This is a genomic window from Candidatus Pseudomonas phytovorans, assembly GCA_029202525.1.
In the GTDB taxonomy this organism is placed as follows: Bacteria; Pseudomonadota; Gammaproteobacteria; order Pseudomonadales; family Pseudomonadaceae; genus Aquipseudomonas; species Aquipseudomonas phytovorans.
In genome coordinates this window covers 25,956-47,313 of record CP119325.1, presented here as the reverse complement: position 1 = coordinate 47,313, position 21,358 = coordinate 25,956, and the positions used below count along the sequence as shown (strand labels likewise).

General features: G+C 62.4%; 18 protein-coding genes. 9 read left to right on the top strand and 9 right to left on the bottom strand.

From position 1 onward, the window contains the following. Nucleotides 1-58: 58 nt before the first annotated feature. The 8 genes from P0Y58_00210 to P0Y58_00175 all read right to left on the bottom strand — a co-directional run bounded on the left by P0Y58_00210 (nt 59) and on the right by P0Y58_00175 (nt 9,948). Nucleotides 59-1,981 (bottom strand): PrkA family serine protein kinase, encoded by a 1,923-nt coding sequence (locus tag P0Y58_00210; GenBank protein WEK30649.1) that lies wholly within the window; start codon nt 1,979-1,981, stop codon nt 59-61. Nucleotides 1,982-2,264: 283 nt separating this feature from the next. Continuing rightward, a complete protein-coding gene (gene glpE, locus P0Y58_00205; GenBank protein ID WEK30648.1) occupies nt 2,265-2,597 on the bottom strand; it encodes a thiosulfate sulfurtransferase GlpE in 333 nt (110 codons plus the stop codon). 14 nt (nt 2,598-2,611) lie between these two features. Next, nucleotides 2,612-3,478, bottom strand: a complete 867-nt coding sequence (locus P0Y58_00200; GenBank protein WEK30647.1) for a symmetrical bis(5'-nucleosyl)-tetraphosphatase — start codon at nt 3,476-3,478, stop codon at nt 2,612-2,614. Continuing rightward, nucleotides 3,478-3,858: a Co2+/Mg2+ efflux protein ApaG gene (gene apaG, locus P0Y58_00195; GenBank protein WEK30646.1), complete on the bottom strand. Its 381-nt coding sequence runs from the start codon at nt 3,856-3,858 to the stop codon at nt 3,478-3,480. The genes P0Y58_00200 and apaG overlap by 1 nt, the downstream gene beginning before the upstream one ends. A 205-nt stretch (nt 3,859-4,063) precedes the next feature. Continuing rightward, complete coding sequence (gene rsmA, locus P0Y58_00190) at nt 4,064-4,864, bottom strand: 16S rRNA (adenine(1518)-N(6)/adenine(1519)-N(6))-dimethyltransferase RsmA (GenBank protein WEK30645.1); 801 nt, start codon at nt 4,862-4,864, stop codon at nt 4,064-4,066. Then, nucleotides 4,861-5,850 carry a 4-hydroxythreonine-4-phosphate dehydrogenase PdxA gene (gene pdxA, locus P0Y58_00185; GenBank protein WEK30644.1) on the bottom strand — a complete coding sequence of 330 codons (990 nt, stop codon included), beginning with the start codon at nt 5,848-5,850 and terminating at the stop codon, nt 4,861-4,863. The genes rsmA and pdxA overlap by 4 nt, the downstream gene beginning before the upstream one ends. Further along, nucleotides 5,847-7,166 (bottom strand): peptidylprolyl isomerase SurA, encoded by a 1,320-nt coding sequence (gene surA / locus P0Y58_00180; GenBank protein ID WEK30643.1) that lies wholly within the window; start codon nt 7,164-7,166, stop codon nt 5,847-5,849. The genes pdxA and surA overlap by 4 nt, the downstream gene beginning before the upstream one ends. After that, complete coding sequence (locus P0Y58_00175; protein WEK30642.1) at nt 7,147-9,948, bottom strand: LPS-assembly protein LptD; 2,802 nt, start codon at nt 9,946-9,948, stop codon at nt 7,147-7,149. The genes surA and P0Y58_00175 overlap by 20 nt, the downstream gene beginning before the upstream one ends. Nucleotides 9,949-10,078: 130 nt before the next feature. On the opposite strand from P0Y58_00175, the gene P0Y58_00170 reads away from it, so the two are divergent. Genes P0Y58_00170 through P0Y58_00160 form a run of 3 tightly spaced genes read left to right on the top strand, consistent with a single transcriptional unit; the run spans nt 10,079 to nt 12,535 of the window. Continuing rightward, nucleotides 10,079-11,098, top strand: coding sequence for a phosphotransferase (locus tag P0Y58_00170; protein WEK30641.1), 1,020 nt, complete (start codon nt 10,079-10,081; stop codon nt 11,096-11,098). Then, a complete protein-coding gene (locus tag P0Y58_00165) occupies nt 11,095-11,766 on the top strand; it encodes a nucleotidyltransferase family protein (protein WEK30640.1) in 672 nt (223 codons plus the stop codon). Before P0Y58_00170 ends, P0Y58_00165 begins: the two co-directional genes overlap by 4 nt. A gap of 1 nt (nt 11,767) precedes the next feature. Beyond that, nucleotides 11,768-12,535: a TerB family tellurite resistance protein gene (locus P0Y58_00160; protein ID WEK30639.1), complete on the top strand. Its 768-nt coding sequence runs from the start codon at nt 11,768-11,770 to the stop codon at nt 12,533-12,535. 35 nt (nt 12,536-12,570) lie between these two features. Here P0Y58_00160 and P0Y58_00155 read toward each other — a convergent pair whose 3' ends face one another. Continuing rightward, nucleotides 12,571-13,569 carry an alpha/beta hydrolase family protein gene (locus P0Y58_00155; GenBank protein ID WEK30638.1) on the bottom strand — a complete coding sequence of 333 codons (999 nt, stop codon included), beginning with the start codon at nt 13,567-13,569 and terminating at the stop codon, nt 12,571-12,573. A gap of 95 nt (nt 13,570-13,664) precedes the next feature. Between P0Y58_00155 and P0Y58_00150 the strand changes: the two genes are divergently transcribed. The 6 genes from P0Y58_00150 (at nt 13,665) to P0Y58_00125 (ending at nt 21,334) form a co-directional block, all read left to right on the top strand. After that, nucleotides 13,665-16,052, top strand: coding sequence for a PAS domain S-box protein (locus tag P0Y58_00150; GenBank protein WEK30637.1), 2,388 nt, complete (start codon nt 13,665-13,667; stop codon nt 16,050-16,052). 7 nt (nt 16,053-16,059) lie between these two features. Next, the gene (locus tag P0Y58_00145; GenBank protein WEK33245.1) at nt 16,060-16,692 is read left to right on the top strand and encodes a response regulator transcription factor; all 633 of its coding nucleotides are present in this window, start codon (nt 16,060-16,062) and stop codon (nt 16,690-16,692) included. A gap of 295 nt (nt 16,693-16,987) precedes the next feature. Beyond that, nucleotides 16,988-18,112, top strand: coding sequence for an ABC transporter ATP-binding protein (locus P0Y58_00140; protein WEK30636.1), 1,125 nt, complete (start codon nt 16,988-16,990; stop codon nt 18,110-18,112). A gap of 40 nt (nt 18,113-18,152) precedes the next feature. After that, a complete protein-coding gene (locus tag P0Y58_00135) occupies nt 18,153-19,187 on the top strand; it encodes an ABC transporter substrate-binding protein (protein ID WEK30635.1) in 1,035 nt (344 codons plus the stop codon). 60 nt (nt 19,188-19,247) lie between these two features. Next, on the top strand, nt 19,248-20,495 hold the full coding sequence (locus P0Y58_00130) for an ABC transporter permease (GenBank protein WEK30634.1): 1,248 nt from the start codon (nt 19,248-19,250) through the stop codon (nt 20,493-20,495). 11 nt (nt 20,496-20,506) lie between these two features. Then, entirely contained in the window at nt 20,507-21,334 is an 828-nt protein-coding gene (locus P0Y58_00125; GenBank protein ID WEK30633.1) for an ABC transporter permease, read from the top strand. Nucleotides 21,335-21,358 lie beyond the last annotated feature (24 nt).

The window sequence follows — 21,358 nt, the reverse complement described above, 5'->3', positions numbered from 1 at the left end:
CTGCCGTCGCCTGCGGCTGAAAGGCCAGCCCCAGGCGAACGGCGTGTAGCTTGCCGCTTTATTGCGATTTCCTGACCCGCAGGTACCATTCCGACAGCAGACGAACCTGTTTGTCGGTGTAGCCACGCTCCACCATCCGGGTGACGAAGTCGTTGTGTTTCTTCTGGTCCTCTTTGCTGGCCTTGGCGTTGAAGCTGATGACCGGCAGCAGATCTTCGGTGTTGGAGAACATTTTCTTCTCGATCACCACCCGCAGCTTCTCGTAGCTCAGCCAGCTTGGGTTCTTGCCATTATTGTTGGCGCGTGCGCGCAGTACGAAGTTGACGATCTCGTTACGGAAGTCTTTCGGATTGCTGATGCCCGCAGGCTTCTCGATCTTCTCCAGCTCTTCGTTGAGGGCGATGCGGTTGAGGATTTCGCCGGTTTCCGGGTCGCGGTATTCCTGGTCCTGAATCCAGAAGTCGGCGTACAGCACGTAGCGGTCGAAGATGTTCTGGCCGTATTCGCTGTAAGACTCCAGGTAAGCGGTCTGGATTTCCTTGCCGATAAACTCGATGTAACGCGGTGCCAGGTATTCCTTGAGGTAGCGCAGGTAGCGTTCACGCACTTCGGCAGGGAATTGTTCCTGTTCGATCTGTTGCTCCAGCACATACAGCAGATGTACCGGGTTGGCGGCAATTTCGTGCGGGTCGAAGTTGAATACCTTGGACAGAATCTTGAAGGCAAAGCGGGTAGAGAGGCCGTTCATGCCCTCGTCGACGCCTGCCGAGTCCCGGTACTCCTGCATCGATTTGGCTTTCGGATCGGTATCCTTGAGGTTTTCGCCGTCGTAGACGCGCATCTTCGAGTAGATGTTGGAGTTTTCCGGCTCTTTGAGGCGCGAGAGCACGGTGAACTGGGCCAGCATCTTCAGCGTGTCTGGCGCGCAATGGGCCTTGGACAGCGAACTGTTGACCAGCAGTTTGTCGTAGATCTTGATTTCGTCGCTGACCCGCAAGCAGTACGGCACCTTGACGATGTAAATCCGGTCGATGAACGCTTCGTTGTTCTTGTTGTTGCGGAAGGTGTGCCACTCCGATTCGTTGGAGTGAGCCAGCAGAATGCCGGTGTAGGGGATCGCGCCCAACCCTTCAGTACTGTTGTAGTTACCTTCCTGGGTGGCGGTAAGCAGTGGGTGCAGCACCTTGATCGGTGCCTTGAACATTTCGACGAACTCCATCAAGCCCTGGTTGGCCCGGCACAGTGCGCCCGAATAGCTGTAGGCATCGGCGTCGTTCTGCGGGAATTCCTCGAGCTTACGGATATCGACCTTGCCGACCAGCGCAGAAATGTCCTGGTTGTTTTCATCGCCGGGTTCGGTCTTGGCAATGGCAATCTGGTTGAGAATCGAAGGGTAAAGTTTGACCACTTTGAACTTGGAAATGTCACCGCCAAATTCTTGCAGGCGCTTGGTGGCCCATGGCGACATGATGGTATTCAGGTAGCGCCGTGAGATCCCAAACTCTTCCTCGAGTATGGCCCCATCTTCGGTGGCGTTGAACAAGCCCAATGGTGACTCGAATACTGGCGAGCCCTTGATGGCATAAAACGGCACTTTCTCCATCAGCTGCTTGAGTTTCTCGGCCAGCGACGACTTGCCGCCGCCTACCGGGCCCAGCAGATAGAGGATCTGTTTCTTCTCTTCCAGGCCTTGGGCGGCGTGGCGGAAGTACGACACGATCTGGTCGATGCACTCTTCCATGCCATGGAAGTCGGCAAAGGCCGGATAGCGGCGGATAACCTTGTTGGAGAAGATTCGCGACAGCCTGGAGTTGGTAGAGGTGTCGATCAGCTCTGGCTCACCGATGGCCAGCAACAGCCGTTCGGCCGCCGATGCGTAGGCACTGCGATCCCCTTTGCACAGCTCGAGGTACTCCTGCAGCGAGAGTTCTTCCTGGCGCGTGGACTCGAAACGTTGTTGGAAGTGGCTAAAAATACTCATGACGTCACCTCGCTCGATACGTGGAGACGACGCCGGATCAGTCAGCTGATGCTGGCATGCAACCGGGTTCACCGATTGCTGTATACCCCCCAGAACACCCTGTAACGCTACCGATGACCCGCACGCCGGTGTACCGGCTCTCCCCTTTTTTGGATGGCCTGTGCTTAAGCGTAGTTGGTTATCTGCAAGGTCAAGGGCGAGGGAGGGAAGAAGTTGCGAACGACCGTTCGTCAGATAAGCCGCAAGCCCGCACGGGGCGCGGGCTGCAGTATTGATGAAAAAATTATTCTGCGGCGCCTTGGGCGGTCTCGGCGGGGAAGGTGTTGCGCCACAGTTCAAAGCCGCCGTCCACGCTGTACACGTCGGAGAAACCCTGGCCTACCAGGTACGCAGCAGCGCTCTGGCTGGAATTGCCGTGGTAGCAGACCACCAGCGTGGGGGCGTCGAGGTCGGCGCTGCGGATGAAGTCGGCAACCGAATGGTTGTCCAGGTGCCGGGCGCCGGTGATGTGGCCGGCGGCGAAGGCTTGCGAGTCACGAATGTCGACGACGACCGCACCTTCTTGCTTGCGAAGCTCCAAGGCCTGCTCGGGAGGGATGCGCTTGAATTCGCTCATGGGTACTACTTCCTTCAGGTGTGGTCATTGAGTGTAGTGGGTTGTGCCGGCTGGCGCAGGGTGCCGTCGTCGGCGCAGTCGCAGCGCTGGTATTCGCCGGTGTCGACGTTATACAGGGTCATGGCGCCGCCCCACACGCAGCCGGTGTCCAGGGCGATTACACCTGGCTCGTCGACGCGGCCTTCGAGGGCGGCCCAATGGCCGAAGATGATCTTGACGTGGCGCGAGCGGCGGTCCTTGTGTGCAAACCAGGGCTTGTACCCCTTGGGAGCGGTACCCAGGCCTTCCTTGCTCTTGAGGTCGAGCTTGCCCTCGGCAGTGCAGAAACGCATGCGTGTGAAGTAGTTGGTAATGACCCGCAGGCGTTCGATGCCGGTGAGGTTTTTACTCCACTTGTTCGGCTCGTTGCCGTACATGCCGTCGAGGTACAGCTTCAGGCGGCCATCGTCGCGCAGTACTTCTTCCACCTCCGCTGCAAGGCCAAGTGCCTGGCCGAGAGTCCACTGTGGCGGGATGCCGGCGTGCGCCATGGCAATGCCACGTGCCTCGTCGTAATGCAGCAGCTTCTGCTGGCGCAGCCAGTGGAACAGCAGGTCGGCGTCCGGTGCTTCGATAATCTCGCGCAGCGTGTCGCTTTTCTTCAGGCGCTCGACGTTGTGCCAGGCGGCCAGCAGGTGCAGGTCATGGTTGCCCAGCACGCAGACCAGCGACTGGCGGATCGAATACAGAAAGCGCAGGGTTTCCAGTGATTCGGGCCCGCGGTTGACCAGGTCGCCGACCAGCCACAGGCGGTCGGCGGCAGGGTTGAACCTGACCCGCTCTAGCAGGCACTTGAGCGGCTGCAGGCAGCCCTGCAGGTCACCGACGGCGTAGGTAGCCATCAGTGCAGCGCGCCGGGTACCGCCAGGCGGAACGGGGCGATCTCGGCGTCGAAGCGTTTGCCGTCTTCGGCGAACATCTGGTAACTGCCCTGCATGGTGCCCACGCGGGTAGTGATTACCGCGCCGCTGCTATAGGTGTGGCTCTGGCCCGGGTCGATGTTAGGTTGTTGGCCAACCACGCCGGAGCCGCGCACTTCCTCGACCTCGCCATCACCATTGGTGATCAGCCAGTGGCGTGACAGCAGCTTGGCCTTGAGCGAGCCGCTGTTGTGCACGGTGATGGTGTAAGCGAAGGCGAAACGACTGTTTTCGGGGTCGGATTGTTCTTTGAGGTAGCGGGTCACGACGCTGACGTCGATCAGATAGCGGGGATCGGACATGCAATGGCCTTGGGCGAGCTGACGCAATAATGCAGTCTAGGCCATTGGCAGGGGGAAGGGCTAGCGGTGTAGAGGGGGAGGATTTGTGTTGTCTGAACTGGCCTCTTCGCGGGCTCGCCCGCTCCCACAGGATTTCACCACATTTGCAGGGGGTGATTAACCTGTGGGAGCGGGCGAGCCCGCGAAGAGGCTGGCTCAGGCGAAATCAGGCTTGCTGGTCTGCCAACTGGTCGGCCAGGCGCACGAAGGCTGCCAGGTCGAGCTGTTCAGGGCGCAGGCTGCCGTCCACACCTGCGGCTTCGATAGCCGCGCTGTCGAGCAGACCTTTCAAGGTGTTGCGCAGGGTCTTGCGGCGCTGGTTGAAGGCTTCGCGAACGACGCGCTCCAGCAGCAGGTGATCCTTGGCCGGGAACGGCAGCACTTCGTGCGGCACCAGGCGAACGATCGCCGAGTCCACCTTTGGCGGCGGGTTGAAAGCACCAGGGCCAACGTTGAACAGGTGCTCCACGCGGCAGTGGTACTGCACCATGATCGACAAACGGCCCCAGTCACCACCGCCAGGGCCAGCGGCCATGCGCTCGACCACTTCCTTTTGCAGCATGAAGTGCATGTCGCGGATCAGCCCGGCGTGGCTGAGCAGGTGGAAGATCAGTGGGGTGGAAATGTTGTAGGGCAGGTTGCCCACCACCTTGAGGCTGCGCGGTGGCACGCCCAGCTGGTGGAAATCGAACTTCAGGGCGTCGCCCTGGTGCAGGCGGAAGTTGCTGTAATCAGCAAACTTGTGCTGCAGGATCGGCACCAGGTCCTTGTCCAGTTCCACGACGTCAAGCTGCGCACCACTGCTCAGCAGGCCTTCGGTCAGGGCGCCTTGGCCCGGGCCGATTTCCAGCAGGTGTTCGCCGGGCTTGGCGTGGATGGCACGCAGGATGCGGTCGATGATGCCGGCGTCGTGCAGGAAGTTCTGGCCGAAGCGCTTGCGCGCCCGGTGTTGGTATTGCTCGTTCATGGTCGGTTCTCGGCCATCTGGTAGGCGGTTTCCAGCGCGACGCGCAGGCTGCCGGTGTCAACGTTGCCGGTGCCGGCGAGGTCCAGGGCGGTGCCGTGGTCTACCGACGTGCGGATGATCGGCAGGCCCAGGGTCACGTTGACGGCGGCGCCGAAGCCTTTGTACTTGAGTACAGGCAGGCCTTGGTCGTGGTACATCGCCAGCACCGCGTCGCAGTGCTCCAGATATTTGGGGGTAAACAGGGTATCGGCCGGCAGCGGCCCGCGCAGGTCCATGCCTTCGGTGCGCAGGCGGGCCAGGGTCGGTTCGATGATGTCGATTTCTTCGCGGCCCAGGTGGCCGCCCTCGCCCGCGTGCGGGTTGAGGCCGCACACCAGTATGCGCGGGTTGGCAATGCCGAACTTGTCGCGCATGTCGGCATGCAGGATACGGGTTACACGTTCGACGCGCTCGGCAGTGATGGCGTCGGCAATATCACGCAGCGGCAGGTGCGTGGTCACCAGGGCCACGCGCAGGCCGCGGGTGGCCAGCATCATTACCACTTGCGCGGTGTGGGTCAGCTCAGCAAGGAACTCGGTATGCCCGGAGAAGGCGATACCGCTTTCGTTGATCACGCCCTTGTGCACAGGGGCGGTGATCATCCCGGCGAAATGCCCGTCCAGGCAGCCCTGCCCGGCGCGGGTCAGGGTTTCCAGCACGAACGCTGCGTTGGCTTTGTCGAGCTGGCCTGACGTTACAGGCACTGCCAGGGGGGTATCCCAGACGTACAGGCTACCCGCAGGTGCTGGCCGGTCAGGCCATTGGCCCGGGGCTACCGGCAGCAGGTTGACGGCCAGCCCCAGCTGCGTGGCCCGCTCGGCGAGCAGGTCACGGCTGGTGATGGCGATCAGGGGGTGCGGCTGGGCGTCTGCGGCGAGCAGCAGGCACAGGTCGGGACCTATGCCGGCTGGCTCGCCGGGGGTAACGGCGAAGCGCTGGGGCTTCACTGGGCGGCCTGGTCAGCGCCAGGCAGCTTGATTTCAACGTAGGCTTCGTCGCGAATCTGGCGCAGCCAGGTTTGCAGCTCCTCGTCGTACTTGCGGTTGCGCAGAACGCTCTGGGCCTGTTGCTCACGTGCCTGTTCGGTGCTGTCGGTGGCACGGCGGCCCAGCACTTCCAGAACGTGCCAGCCGTACTGGGTCTTGAACGGCTTGGTCACCACGCCTTGCTGGGCGTTGGCCATCTGTTCGCGGAACTCCGGTACCAGGCTGTTCGGGTCGATCCAGTTGAGGTCGCCGCCGTTAAGCGCCGAACCCGGGTCTTCCGAGAAGCTCTTGGCCAGGGTGGCGAAGTCTTCACCGTTGTTGATCCGCTCGTAGAGCTTCTCGGCCAACTGCTCGGTGGCGGCTTCGCTGCGTACTTCACTTGGCTTGATCAGGATGTGGCGTACATGCACTTCGTCACGCAGCACGTTCTCGCTGCCACCGCGCTTCTCCTCAAGCTTGAGGATGATGAAGCCGTTGGGAATGCGGATGGGCTGAGTGATTTCACCGACCGGCATGCTGCTGAGCATCTTGGCGAAGTCTGGTGGCAACTGGCCGGCTTTACGCCAGCCCATCTCGCCCCCTTCCAGGGCATTTTCGCTGGCAGAGCGGGCAATGGCCAGCTGGCCGAAGTCCGCACCTTGCTTGAGCTGTTGGTACACATCGCCAACCTGGCGTGCTGCCTTCTGGATGTCTTCCGAGCTGGCCGCTTCCGGGGTTGGAATCAGGATGTTGGCCAGGCGGTACTCTTCCGACATCTGCATCTTGCCCATGTCAGAGTTGAGGAAGTTCTTCACTTCCTGCTCCGACACCTGGATGCGTTCGGCCACGCGGCGCTGACGTACGCGGCTGATGATCATCTCGCGCTTGACCTGCTCGCGAGCGTCGTCGAACGACAGGCCGTCATGGGCCAGGGCAGCGCGGAACTGGTCCAGCGACATGCCATTGCGCTGGGCAATGGTGCCGATGGCCTGGTTCAGCTCTTCGTCGGTGATGCGGATGCCGGAACGCTCGCCGATCTGCAGTTGCAGGTTTTCGACGATCAGGCGTTCCAGTACCTGCTGTTCCAGGGCACCGGTCGGCGGCACGCCGCCGCCGCGTTTGGCGATGGTTTGCTGCACCTCGTGGACGCGCTGGTCCAGCTGGCTTTGCATGACCACGTCGTTGTCGACGATGGCCACCACGCGATCAAGAGGTTGTACCGCGGCATGCACCGCGCCACTCAGCAAAGCGGCACCCAGCAACACTGGGCGCAGACGATCAATAAGCTTGGTCTTCACGTTCACGGTAACCTTGAATGCCTTGGTCGAGGAAAGATTCGACCTTGTTGCCCACTACGCCACCGAGGCCTTTCAGAACGATCTGAAGGAAGATGCCGTGGTCGCCTTTTTCGTTCGCCGGAAGTGCCTGGCTGAAGTCGTCGTAATCAATCCAGTAACGGTTGATCAGGCGCAGCTTCCAGCAGCAGTTGTCGTACTCGAAACCACCCATGGCTTCCAGGGTGCGGTTACGGTTGTAGTCATGCTGCCAGCGGGCGATGACGTTCCACTGCGGAACGATCGGCCAGATGACCGAGAAGTCATGCTGCTGGATCTTGTAGTAGTCCTTGATGTAGTTCGCGCTGCCCGGGGTGCCGTAGTCACCACCGCCAACTCGCCACTGACCGGTAGTGGAGTCGTAGGAAATGGTGTCGTTACGGTAGCGGTAACCGAGGTTGACGATCTTGTTCGGATTGTCTTCAGGCTGGTAGTGGAACATCGCGCTGCCCGAACGGGTGCTGCGGCTGTCCGGGTCCCAGTTGAAGTCCGAATTGAAGCGCCAGTCGCGGTTGAAGTAGTAGTTGTACAGCAAGGCGTATGGCGACACGTCGGACTGCGAGTCGGTACGGGTGCGGTAGTTGATACCCGGCAACTGGACCTTGCGATCTTTGAAGTAATACGCCTGGCCAATACTGAAGTTCTGGCGCTCGAAGCCGTTGTCTTCGATCCAGCGGGTCGTCACGCCCAGCGAGAGCTTGTTCTCGTCGCCGATACGGTCGGTGCCACTGAAGCGGTTGTCGCGGAACAGCGAGTCGTAGCTGAACAGGGTTTCGCCCGAGTCGAACAGCGGGATGTCTCTCTGGTCCTTGTATGGGACGTTGAGATAGAACAGGCGCGGCTCAAGAGTCTGCTTGTAGTTGGTGCCGAACATCGACGTGTTGCGGTCGAAGTAAAGCCCACTGTCCACGCTGAAGATCGGGATGTCGCGGTTTAGCGAGCTGTTGTAGCTGCCATACGCCGGATTGGCAGATTGCGTGATCGCCTGCGCCTTGCCCTGGCTGTCCAGGTCGAGGTCGTAGTGGGTATACGCATATTTCAGTTTAGGGGTCAGGTAGCCATAACTGGCTTCCATCGGCAGGCTGATCGACGGTGCGACATTGAAGCGGTTGCCGTTGGCACGGGCAATGCCGCTGACGTTCTGGTCCAGGCGGCGGCCAGCTGCACCGGCGGAGAAGTCAGGATTGCCATCCTTGTCCCGCACGAAATCGTCCTTCAGGTCACGATCGAAGCGTACCGCTTCACTCTCGTAACCCATAACCAGACCACCCGGGTTGTAAGGCAGTACGCCATTGAGCGTAATCTGCGGCAGACGATCATACGGCGTGATCTGCGAGATGGTCGCCATCTCGTAGGCATGTACGTTCAACCGCGCGGTGTAGCTGTCGCCACGGTAAGTCAACGCACCTTGCTGGTTCAGGAAGTCCCGGCTTTCCACGCCGATCTGGTCGGACTCCAGGTCCTGGAAGTAGAACGGGTCGCTGATGTCGGTGTAATCCACCTCGGCCATCAGGCGCTCGTCCAGGCCGCCCTTGTGCTGCCAGTTGACCATCCAGCGCTGCTCTTTGTAGTCAGTCTGGTCTTTGCGGTCGTCGTTCTTGTCGTTCAGGTACGCGCCGCCGAACTGGCCTTCGCTCGAAGGCGTCAGGTAGCGGAACTCGCCTTCCATCAGCAGGCCGCGTTTGGTCATGTAACGCGGGTACAACGTGGCGTCGTAGTTGGGCGCCAGGTTGAAGTAGTACGGCGTGACCAGCATGAAGCCGGTGTCGCTGCTGCTGCTGAACGATGGCGGCAGGAAGCCGGACTGGCGACGGTCGTCGATCGGGAAGTAGATGTACGGTGTGTAGAACACCGGGAAATCCTTGACCCGCAGCGTAACGTTGGTCGCCGTACCGAAACCGGTGGCCGGGTTCAGGGTGATGTTGTTGCCCTTCAGCTGCCAGGCGTTGCTGCCCGGTTCGCAGGTGGTGTACGTACCGTCCTTGAGGCGGATGATGGCGTTTTCACCACGCTTGGCATACAGGGCACTGCCGCGGATGTGCGACTTGTGCATCACGTATTCGGCGTTGTCGACCTGGGCTTCGCCCGTGTCGAGCTGGATCTGTGCCTCGTCACCGACCACCAGCGAACCGTTGTCACGGATCTTGACGTTGCCCTTGAGCTCGCCACGGTTTTCGGTCTGGTAGAGGTTGGCCTCGTCGGCTTCGGCCTGCATGCTGCCCTGGCGCATTACCACGTCACCGGCGAGGGTAGCGATCTGCTGCTCCTGCTGGTACTTGGACACCTTGGCGTTGATGTAGGTCGGCGACTCGTCCTTGGGCGTGGTGTCGGCCATGCCCGGGCGGGGTGGCTCGACATACGCGCCACCGCAATACGGGCCGGTTTCGGCCAACTGCGCGGCAGTCAGCTTGTCACGCGGTACCCAGTCCAGGTGGCTGTAGTCTTCGCTGCGCGACTTCAGGCCACGGCCCTTGGCCTCGGTGACCAGCATCGGCTGGTCCGCGGTTTCGGCGTCGCTCGCGGCTTCTGTGCCGGAGCTGACGGCCGCACCCTCGTGCACCGGGCGCGGCGGCAGGTTGTTGACTGGCGCTTTGGGCTTGCAGTCCCAACCACCGGAGGCGGACACTTGGCAGTCGAATTGTTCGGCTGCCACTACGTATGAGGTGGCCAGAGGTTGCAGGGCCAGCAGACCGCCGGTTACCAGCAACGGAAACTTTCTACGAAACGCGGGGGATTTCAATGCCATCTTATTAGTCCGGGCTTCCTGCGTGCCATCTGCCCGCGTGTGGGGCCGCACGCCTCTCGATGGTCTGAAAAAGATGCTGGATAATAAAGCATGACCCGCTTGACGGCTAGGGCCGTCGGAGACCCTTGTAATGCCTGAACACGATGTACGCTTGCAACAACTGACGGTCTGGCTCGCTGAGCAGCTCAAAGATCTTTTCCTGAACAACGGCTGGGGCGAAGTGCCCGCAGGCAGCCTGACCGCGGCCAGCAGCGACGCAAGCTTCCGCCGCTACTTCCGCTGGCAGGGCGCTGGCCACAGCTTTGTGATCATGGATGCGCCCCCCCCGCAGGAGAACTGCCGACCGTTCGTCGCCATCGACCACCTGCTGGCCAGCGCTGGCGTGCATGTGCCGCTGATCCATGCTGAAGACCTGGAGCGCGGTTTCCTGCTGCTGGGTGATCTGGGCCACCAGACATACCTTGATGTGATTGATGCAGGCAACGCCGATAGCCTGTTCGCCGACGCCATCGAGGCCTTGCTGGCCTTCCAGCACCTGCCAATGGAAGCGCCGCTGCCCAGATACGACGATGCCCTGCTGCGCCGTGAGGTAGAGCTTTTTCCCGAGTGGTACGTGGGCCGTGAGCTTGGCGTGGCCTTGAGCGAAGCGCAGAAAGCCACCTGGCAGCGCGTCAGCCAGCTGCTGATCGACAGCGCCCTGGCCCAGCCCAAGGTGCTGGTGCACCGTGACTACATGCCACGCAATCTGATGCAGAGCACCCCCAACCCCGGCGTACTGGACTTCCAGGACGCGGTGTACGGCCCGGTCACCTACGACATCACCTGCCTGTTCAAGGACGCCTTTCTCAGCTGGCCGCAGGCACGGGTTGAAGGCTGGCTGCGAGACTATTGGCAGCAGGCCAAGGCTGCGGGCATCCCGGTGCAGGACGACTTTGATGAATTCCAGCGTGCCAGTGACCTGATGGGCGTGCAGCGCCACCTGAAGGTCATCGGCATTTTCGCCCGCATCTGCCACCGTGATGGCAAACCGCGCTACCTGGGCGACGTGCCGCGTTTCTTCGCCTATATAGAAGAAGTGATCGGCCGCCGGCCCGAATTGTCGGAGCTGGGTGAGCTGATTGCCGAGTTGCAGGCCGGAGCGCGTGCATGAAGGCAATGATCCTGGCAGCGGGCAAGGGCGAGCGCATGCGCCCATTGACCCTGCATACCCCCAAGCCACTGATTCCGGTGGCCGGCCAGCCGCTGATCGAGTACCACCTGCACGCCCTGTCGGCGGCGGGGGTTAGCGAGGTGGTGATCAACCATGCCTGGCTCGGCCAGCAGATCGAAGATCACTTGGGCGATGGCAGCCGGTTCGGGCTGAGTATTCATTACTCACCCGAGGGCGAGCCGCTGGAAACCGGTGGAGGCATCTTCAAGGCCCTGCCATTGCTGGGTGACGCGCCGTTCCTGCTGGTTAACGGCGACGTCTGGAGCGACTACGACTTCACCTGTCTGCTGGCCCCCTTGCAAGGCCTTGCCCACCTGGTGCTGGTCGACAACCCTGGCCATCACGGCCGTGGTGACTTCCGCCTGCTGGGCGAGCAGGTCGTCGATGGTGATGATGCACCCGGCACGCTGACCTTCAGTGGCCTTTCGGTGCTGCACCCGGCACTGTTCGACGGTTCTCAGCCCGGCGCCTTCAAGTTGGCGCCGCTGCTGCGCCAGGCCATGGCGGCCGGCAAGGTCACCGGTGAGCACTACCGTGGGCACTGGGTGGATGTTGGCACGCTTGAGCGCGTGGCCGAGGCTGAGCGTTTGATTGGCGAGCGCGCCTGACATGTGGTGGCCAGGCACGCTGATTGGTGTGGGGGCCGGTTTTGCTGTGGCCAGCATTCCGGGGGCATTACTTGGTGGGTTGCTTGGGCAGGCCATGGACCGCCGCCTGCGCTTGCAGGGCTGGGAAGACATGCGCGAACGCCTGGGCGGTCGCTCGGCCTTGCGCGACGATGAGTTGCTGTTCGTGATGCTCGGGCGCCTGGCCAAGTGCGATGGCCGGGTGGCCGAGCAGCATATCCGGCAGGCCCGCCAGGAGATGGTGCGCCTGGACCTGGCCGAAGCGGCCCGGCTGCGGGCGATTGCCGCGTTCAACCGCGGCAAGGCGGGCAAGGACCGGCTGGGCAGCCATTTGCGCCGCATTCGCGAGCAACCGCATGCGGCGGAAGGCACCCTGCGTGCCTGCTGGCGCATGGTCTGGGCCGACGGCAAGATGGGCAACAAGGAACGTGAACTGCTGCTGGACTGGGGGCACAAGCTGGGGCTGAGCCGCCGGCAGGTGCAAGCCATGTCGCTTGAGTATGAGCCGCGCAAGGCAACCGGAACGGAAGGGGTGGCCATGACCTATGCCGCTGCGTTGCGCTTGCTGGCGGTTGAAGCGGACACCGAGACGGATAGGGTCAAGCAGGCTTATCGCCGGCTGGTCAGCCGGCATCACCCGGACAAGCTGGCGGGCACTGGTGCCAGTGAGGCACAGGTGCGTGAAGCCACCGAGCGTACCCGTGAGTTGCACCAGGCCTATGCCATGATCCGCAAGCGGCGCGGCCTGTAACAGCGGGGCCGCGTTGCGCCCCCGGCGATCTCGGATCAGCCCTGTGGGCTCATCCACCCCCGGACCCGACGGAACAGTTGCTCCTGCTCGGCGGCTTTGTTACCCGGCATGGCAATCAGCGACAACTGCCGGTACTGGTTGTCTTTCTGCCGCTTGCTGGCCTGCAGGCGCTGCTCGGCCGCGTTGCGGTCGCTGCTACGGGTGACGTAGTAGATATCGGCAGTGGGCACCTTCAAGGTCGGCGCCAGGCTTTCCAGATCATGCTCAACCCGCGCCGGCGTCTGTGCGGCAACCATCACCAGTTTTTGAACCTGTGGCGGCTGCTTCTCGCTCAGGTAGCGGGCCGCCCAATACGCACCGCTCCCATGGCCGATCAGCACAATGCTGCGGGCGTTGCGTTGCTGGGCGAATGCCACTGCGGCATCCAGGCGGGCGAAGATGCGTTCGGCATCCGCCGGGTCGGCCTGCTCGCTGGCCTGTTCAGCGTCAGTGCTTTCTGCCACGTCGGCATCGGCCGCTGTGGCCTGGGCCACGTTGGCGTTGGCGTCGGCCGGTACATCCTTGGCCGGTGCGCTTTCGCCCTTGTCCTTCACAGGCTCGGCAGGCGGTGTGGCCTCAATTCTTGCTTGCGGGCTATCGGCGAGCAGGTCGGGCAGGCTGACGCTCAGGCTGTGCCAGCCAACATCGGGGAATTTCTGCCGCAGTGGGCCTACCGCGTTTGGCCAGTCGGCAGTCTCGCCTGCACCTGGAATGATGATAACGGCCCCTCGCGGGTCGTTGTCGTTGGCCGGTTTCCACAGGGCCAGGAAACTGTCGGCACCGGCCTGCAAGGTCTGCTGCTCGGCTTTCGGCACCAGCCGCTCCAGCGCCTGGGCATCTTCCTGGCTGCGCTCCAGCAGGGGCGGGCGCGGGGCTTCGGCGGCTGGAGCCTCGGTGGGGGTGGGTGGTGTTTCGGCATCGGCAGCCAAGGCGCCGAGTGGAAGGAGTGAGGCCAGGCAGCACATTGCCAGCGTCGTGCGATAAAGTGTGGACATGAGTCAACCCAAGGCCAGAATGATACCGGCAGCCTAATAGTATTTGCCCGTGACGGCCATGCTGCATGGCCGCCTTTGCCAAGACGAGCGTGTAGATGAAGCGAGTGCGTCGCCTGTTGGTTATCGGCTGCTTGTGGCTGCCCTTGATTGCACTGGCCAGACCCGAGGTGGTGCCCAGCGTTACGCTGGAGCCTGCGCAGCAGCAGTGGCTGGACACGCACCGCAGCTTGCGCGTAGGCCTGGTGCTGCAGGCGCCATACGCCCAGTTCGACCGGCGCCTGCAGCAACTGTATGGAGCCAACGTAGAACTGGTGGACAGCCTGGCGCAGGCACTGCGGCTGGACCTGACCTGGCGTAACTTCACCGACCAGGCCAGCCTGGAGCACGCCTTGCTGGCCGGGGAAATCGACTTCGCCCCGGGCCTTACCCAGACACCCGCCAGCCTGCGCCTTTGGTTGTTCAGCGACCCGTACATGCGCGTGCCGCAACTGGTGGTGGGGCCGCGCACCGGGGCCATGGCTGTGGAGCTGGAAAAGCTTGAGCCCGAGCAGCGGGTGGCGGTGCGCATGCCCAGCCAGCTGGCCGACTACCTGCGCGGCAACTACAGCAACCTCAACCTGCAGGGGGTGCCCAACGAGCGGGAGGCCTTGCAATTGGTAATAGGTGGCCAGGCCAGTTTCGCGGTGCTGGATGAAGCCCAGCTCAGCCGCCTGTCGCGCGAAAGTGAGTTCAGTGAGCTGGCGGTGGTCGGTGATATCGGCCTGCCGCAGCTGCTGCGCATCGGCTCGCGACGTGACTGGCCGCTGCTTGCCGATGTGCTCGAACGCGGCCTGCAAGCACTGCCGGCGAAGGCGCTGGAGCAGATGCACCAACGGTGGTTGCAGCCGAAATACCCACGCCTGAGCGAGTCACCTGGCTTTTGGCAGAACCTGGCCTTGCTGTTCGGTATGTTGCTGTTGTGTGCCTTGGCCACGCTGGTGTGGCAACGCCGGCAGCAGCGCCAGCTGGAGCGCAGGCTGCTGACCACGCGGGAAAGCCTGGTAGAGCGACAAGTACGTGAAGAAGCCCTGCGCCTGAGCCAGTTCGCCATCGACCAGAGCACGGTGGGCATTCTCTGGGTCAACTGGGACAGCCACGTACGCTACGCCAATCACGCCGCCGAGCGCATGCTCGGTTATGGCGACGGCGAACTGCTGGAGCGGCCGTTGAGCACCTTCGAGCCGAGCCTGAACATGGACCGCTGGCTGGATCTGTGGAAAGGCGCTCGCACGGGGGAGGGCGGTGTCGGCCAGTTCGAGGCACAGTGCCGGCGGGCCGATCACAGCCTTCTGCCGGTCGAGCTATCGCTGAGCTTTCTGCGCTTTCGTGATTCTGAATACCTGGTGGTCTACCTCGCCGATGTCACTGAGCGCCACCGTGCCCTGGCGGCATTGCGCGAGAGCGAGGCCCGGCTCAAGGGCATTGCCGGCAACGTGCCGGGGCTGGTCTTTCGCCTGGAGCGAGACCCGGGCGAGGGCGAGCTGGAGTTCCCCTACATCAGTGAGGGCAGCGAGGCCTTGGTGGGCTATGCGCCTGCCGAGATCCAGCACCCGCAGATGGGCCTGCGCAACCTGGTTCACCCCGAAGACCGCGCCGATTACCACCGGGTCCAGGACCTGGCCCTGGCCAGCGACCAGGACTGGTCCTGGCAGGGGCGCATCCTGACCCGTCAGGGTGACCAACGCTGGGCCGACATCAAGGCCAGCACCCGGCGCCTGGCCAACGGCCAGGTGGTGTGGGACGGTGTGGTATGGGACATCACCCAGGGCAAGCGGGCAGAGCTGGCACTGGCCCGATCCCAGGAACAGCTGCGCGAGCTGTCGGCCCACCTGGAAAGCGTGCGTGAGGAAGAAAAGGCCCGCATCGCCCGGGAAGTGCATGACGAGTTGGGGCAGATGCTGACTGTGCTCAAGCTGGAAGTGTCGATGTGCGAGCTGGCGTTTGCCGAACTGGACCCCGGCCTGAATGAGCGCCTGGCAAGCATGAAGCGCTTGATTGCCCAACTGTTCCAGCTGGTGCGTGATGTGGCCACGGCCTTGCGCCCGCCGATCCTCGATGCCGGCATTGCTTCGGCCATTGAATGGCAGGCACGGCGCTTTGAAGCCCGCACGCAGATCCCCTGCCTGGTACAAGTGCCGGATAATCTGCCAGCATTGAGCGATGCCAAGGCCACCGGCCTGTTCCGTATCCTGCAGGAGGCACTGACCAACGTGATGCGTCACGCCCAGGCGCACAGTGTAGTGATCGAACTGGTGCAAGAAGACGGGCAATTGCGTATGACGGTCAGTGATGATGGCCAAGGCTTTTGCCGCGAGCAGGCCCGGCCCACGTCATTTGGCCTGGTGGGTGTACGCGAGCGTGTGCTGATGCTGGGGGGCAGCATGGCGCTGGACAGTGAACCGGGCGAAGGCACCAGCCTGAGCGTGGCCATTCCGTTGGAGTAGGAGAGCAATCGTGATTCGAGTACTGGTGGCCGAAGACCACACCATTGTCCGTGAAGGCATCAAGCAGTTGATTGGCCTGGCCAAGGACATGCAGGTGGTGGGGGAGGCCGGCAATGGCGAGCAGTTGCTCGAAACCTTGCGCCACACGCCGTGCGAAGTGGTGCTGCTGGATATCTCGATGCCGGGCGTGAACGGGCTGGAGGCGATCCCGCGGATCCGCGCGCTGCACGATGCGCCGGCAATCCTGATGCTGTCGATGCACGACGAGGCGCAGATGGCGGCGCGGGCGCTGAAGGCCGGTGCGGCGGGCTATGCCACCAAAGACAGTGACCCGGCGCTGCTGCTGACCGCGATCCGCCGGGTGGCGGGCGGCGGGCGTTATATCGACCCGTCGCTGGCCGACCGCATGGTATTCGAGGTAGGCCTGACCGAGTCCCGGCCATTGCACACACTGCTGTCGGAGCGGGAATTTTCGGTGTTCGAGCGCCTGGCCCAGGGCGCCAACGTCAACGACATCGCCCAACAGCTGGCGCTGTCGAGCAAAACCATCAGTACCCACAAAGCGCGCTTGATGCAAAAGCTGAAAGTGAACTCGCTGGCGGAGTTGGTGAAGTACGCCATGGAGCACAAGCTGGTCTGATTGCGACATACACAATCGGTGAAGCTGTCGAGGTCCTTGTGGGAGCGGGCGTGCCCGCGAAAGGGCCTGACCTGCTGATCTCTATGGCTGCGCCGGCCTCTTCGCGGGCATGCCCGCTCCCACAGGTTTGGTGGAATACTCGGGCGGGCATTCCAATCCCGTCATCTTTGTAGGGGGATCCCTACAAGCAATCTTCCATCCGGATGATGGCATTCTCTCAGCACCCCCGATTTCCGGGCGCTTGCGCCTCTTCTACTCTTTTGCCTACGCAGTCATCCAACAAAAAGGTGCAGGCATGAGCGAGGCGAAGTCGAACGCTGCAACCAGCGAAACGCTGGTCAGCTTCCGTGGTGTGCAGAAGAGCTACGACGGCGAGTCGCTGATCGTCAAAGACCTCAACCTGGAAATCCGCAAGGGTGAGTTCCTCACACTGCTCGGCCCCTCCGGCTCGGGCAAGACCACCAGCCTGATGATGCTGGCCGGCTTCGAAACCCCCACCGCCGGTGAAATCCAGCTGGCCGGTCGCTCGATCAACAACGTGCCGCCGCACAAGCGGGACATTGGCATGGTGTTCCAGAACTACGCGCTGTTCCCGCACATGACCGTGGCCGAGAACCTGGCCTTTCCGCTGACCGTGCGCAACCTGAGCAAGACCGACGTCAGCGAGCGGGTCAAACGCGTGCTGAACATGGTCCAGCTCGATGCCTTCGCCAAACGCTACCCAGGCCAGCTGTCCGGCGGCCAGCAGCAACGTGTGGCCTTGGCCCGTGCACTGGTGTTCGAACCACAGCTGGTGCTGATGGACGAACCACTCGGCGCGCTGGACAAGCAACTGCGTGAACACATGCAGATGGAGATCAAGCACATTCACCAGCGCCTTGGCGTGACCGTGGTGTACGTGACCCACGATCAGGGCGAAGCGCTGACCATGTCCGACCGGGTAGCGGTGTTCCACCAGGGCGAAATCCAGCAGATCGCCGACCCGCGCACCCTGTACGAAGAACCCTGCAATACCTTCGTAGCCAACTTCATCGGCGAGAACAACCGCATCAACGGCACCCTGCTGGCCAGCGATGGCAAGCGCTGCCAGGTGCAGTTGCCGCGCGGCGAGCGAGTCGAGGCGCTGGCGGTGAATGTCGGCCAGGCCGGCGAGCCGGTAACCCTGTCGATCCGCCCGGAGCGCGTGCGCCTGAACGGCCACAGCGAAAGCTGCGTCAACCGCTTTTCTGGCCGGGTGGCCGAATTCATTTACCTGGGCGACCACGTACGGGTGCGCCTGGAGGTTTGCGGCAAGGGCGACTTCTTCGTGAAACAGCCGATTGCCGAGCTCGACCCGGCCCTGGCCGTGGGCGATGTGGTACCGCTGGGCTGGGAGGTGGAGCACGCCCGCGCGCTCGATCCGATTGCCGAAGCCCATTGATGGATTGCTTCACCAACCCTGTACTGTGGAGAGAATAAGAATGCGCAAGCAGTTGAAACTGACCGCCCTGGCCCTGGGGCTGTTCGCCGCTGGCCAGGCGATGGCCGCAGACCTCACCGTGATCTCGTTCGGGGGCGCCAACAAGGCTGCCCAGGTCAAAGCGTTTTACGAGCCGTGGGAAAAGGCAGGCAATGGCAAGATCGTCGCCGGTGAGTACAACGGCGAAATGGCCAAGGTCAAGGCAATGGTCGACACCAAGAGTGTGTCGTGGAACCTGGTAGAGGTTGAGTCGCCTGAGCTGGCACGCGGTTGCGACGAGGGCATGTTCGAGCAACTGGACCCCGCCCTGTTCGGCAACGAAGCCGACTACGTACCTGGCGCCATCCAGCCTTGCGGTGTGGGCTTCTTCGTCTGGTCCACGGTCATGGCCTATAACGCCGACAAGCTCAAGACTGCACCTACCAGCTGGGCCGATTTCTGGGACACCAAGCAGTTCCCGGGTAAGCGTGGCCTGCGCAAGGGTGCCAAGTACACGCTTGAGTTTGCCCTGATGGCCGATGGTGTCGCACCCAAAGAGGTTTACAAGGTGCTGGCTACCAAGGAAGGCCAGGACCGTGCCTTCAAGAAGCTTGATGAACTCAAGCCAAGCATCCAGTGGTGGGAAGCTGGCGCTCAGCCGCCACAGTTCCTGGCCTCGGGTGACGTGGTCATGAGCTCGGCCTACAACGGCCGTATCGCTGCCGTGCAGAAAGAGAGCAACCTCAAAGTCGTGTGGAATGGCGGCATCTACGACTTCGACGCCTGGGCGATCCCTAAAGGCGCCAAGAACGTTGAAGAGGCGAAAAAGTTCATCGCCTACAGCGTGCAGCCCGAGCAGCAGAAAACCTACTCCGAGAACATCGCCTACGGCCCGGCCAACTCCAAGGCTGTGAGCCTGCTGTCGGACGAGGTGAAGAAGGACATGCCGACCACGCCTGAGAACATCGCCAACCAGGTGCAGATCGACGTGGCCTTCTGGGCTGACAACAGCGAGCAGCTGGAGCAACGCTTCAACGCCTGGGCGGCGAAGAAGTAAGCGCCCGATGCATGGGGCTGCACAGCAGCCCCGATTTCAGCCTGTTTCGCGGAGTTCGCCATGGCCATTGCAGTGCCCCTCAAAGAAGGCGCAGGTTCAAGTCTCAAGCAGCGCCTCAAGCATGCCGAGCGGGTCAACCGCTGGAAGGCGCAGGCGTTGATTGCGCCGCTGGCGCTGTTTCTGCTGCTGGTGTTTCTGGTGCCGATCGCGGCGCTGTTGTACAAGAGCGTCGGCAACCCGGAAGTGGTCGGCGGCCTGCCACGCACGGTAGACATCATCACCCAGTGGGATGGCAAAAGCCTGCCGGGCGAAGATGTGTACAAGGCCCTGAGCCAGGACTTGGCCGAGTCGCGCAAGAACCAGACCCTTGGCGACCTTTCCAAGCGCTTGAACATGGAACTGGCCGGCTACCGCAGCCTTTTGACCAAGACGGCCCGGGCACTGCCATTCAAGGCGGAACCTGCCTCTTATAAAGACGCCTTGCAAGCCGTCGACGAGCGTTGGGGCGACCCGGCGTACTGGCAGGCGATACGCCGCAACACCAGTACGGTGACCTCGTTCTACCTGCTCGCCTCTGTTGACCACCGTATCGACGACCTTGGCGAGCTGGCGAAGGCTACCCCGGACCAGGCCATTTACCTGGATATCTTTGCCCGCACCCTGTGGATGGGGGTGGTGATTACCGCCATCTGCCTGGTGCTGGCTTACCCGCTGGCCTACCTGCTGGCCAACCTGCCGACCCGGCAGAGCAACCTGTTGATGATTCTGGTGCTGCTGCCATTCTGGACCTCGATCCTGGTGCGGGTGGCGGCGTGGATCGTGCTGCTGCAGTCGGGCGGCCTGATAAACAGCGCGCTAATGGCGATGGGCATCATCGATCAGCCGCTGGAACTGGTGTTCAACCGCACCGGTGTGTACATCTCCATGGTGCACATCCTGCTGCCGTTCATGATCTTGCCGCTGTACAGCGTGATGAAGGGCATTTCGCCCAGCTATATGCGTGCCGCGATCTCGCTGGGCTGCCACCCGTTCGCCAGCTTCTGGCGGGTGTACTTCCCGCAGACCTACGCCGGTGTTGGCGCTGGCTGCCTGCTGGTGTTCATCCTGGCCATCGGCTACTACATCACCCCGGCGCTGCTGGGTAGCCCGAACGACCAGATGGTCAGTTACTTCGTTGCCTTCTACACCAACACCAGCATCAACTGGGGCATGGCCACCGCACTGGGCGGGCTGTTGCTGCTGGCGACCGTGCTGTTGTACCTGATCTATAGCTGGCTGGTCGGCGCCAGCCGCCTGCGTCTGAGCTGAGGAGCCTTGCCATGTTGAGCCCCTATATGTCGCCCGTGGAGCGGGTCTGGTTCTACAGCCTGCGCATTCTTTGCGGCTTGATCCTGCTGTTTCTGATCTTGCCGGTGCTGGTGATCGTGCCGCTGTCGTTCAACAGTGGCAGCTTCCTGGTGTACCCGCTGCAGGGCTTCTCGCTGCAGTGGTACCAGGACTTCTTCGGCTCGGCCGAATGGATGCGGGCGCTGAAGAACAGCATCATCGTCGCCCCGGCGGCCACGGTGCTGGCCATGGTGTTCGGCACTTTGGCGGCCATCGGCCTGACCCGTGGCGATTTTCCCGGCAAGTCGCTGGTGATGGCACTGGTGATTTCACCGATGGTGGTGCCAGTGGTGATCATCGGTGTGGCGAGCTACCTGTTCTTCGCCCCGCTGGGTTTGGGTAACAGCTTCACTTCACTGATTCTGGTGCATGCGGTGCTGGGTGTGCCGTTCGTCATCATTACCGTGTCGGCAACCTTGCAGGGCTTCAACTACAACCTGGTGCGGGCGGCTGCCAGCCTGGGTGCATCGCCGCTGCTGGCCTTCCGCCGGGTGACCCTGCCGCTGATTGCGCCTGGGGTGATTTCGGGGGCGCTGTTTGCCTTTGCGACGTCGTTTGACGAGGTGGTGGTGACGCTGTTCCTGGCCGGGCCGGAGCAGGCGACCCTGCCGCGGCAGATGTTCAGCGGTATTCGCGAGAACCTGAGCCCGACCATTGCCGCGGCGGCGACCTTGCTGATTGCCTTCTCGGTGGTGTTGTTGTTGACCCTGGAGTGGTTGCGCGGGCGCAGCGAGAAGCTGAGAACCCAGCAGCCGGCCTGATGATGTACTGCCTTTGCTGGCCTC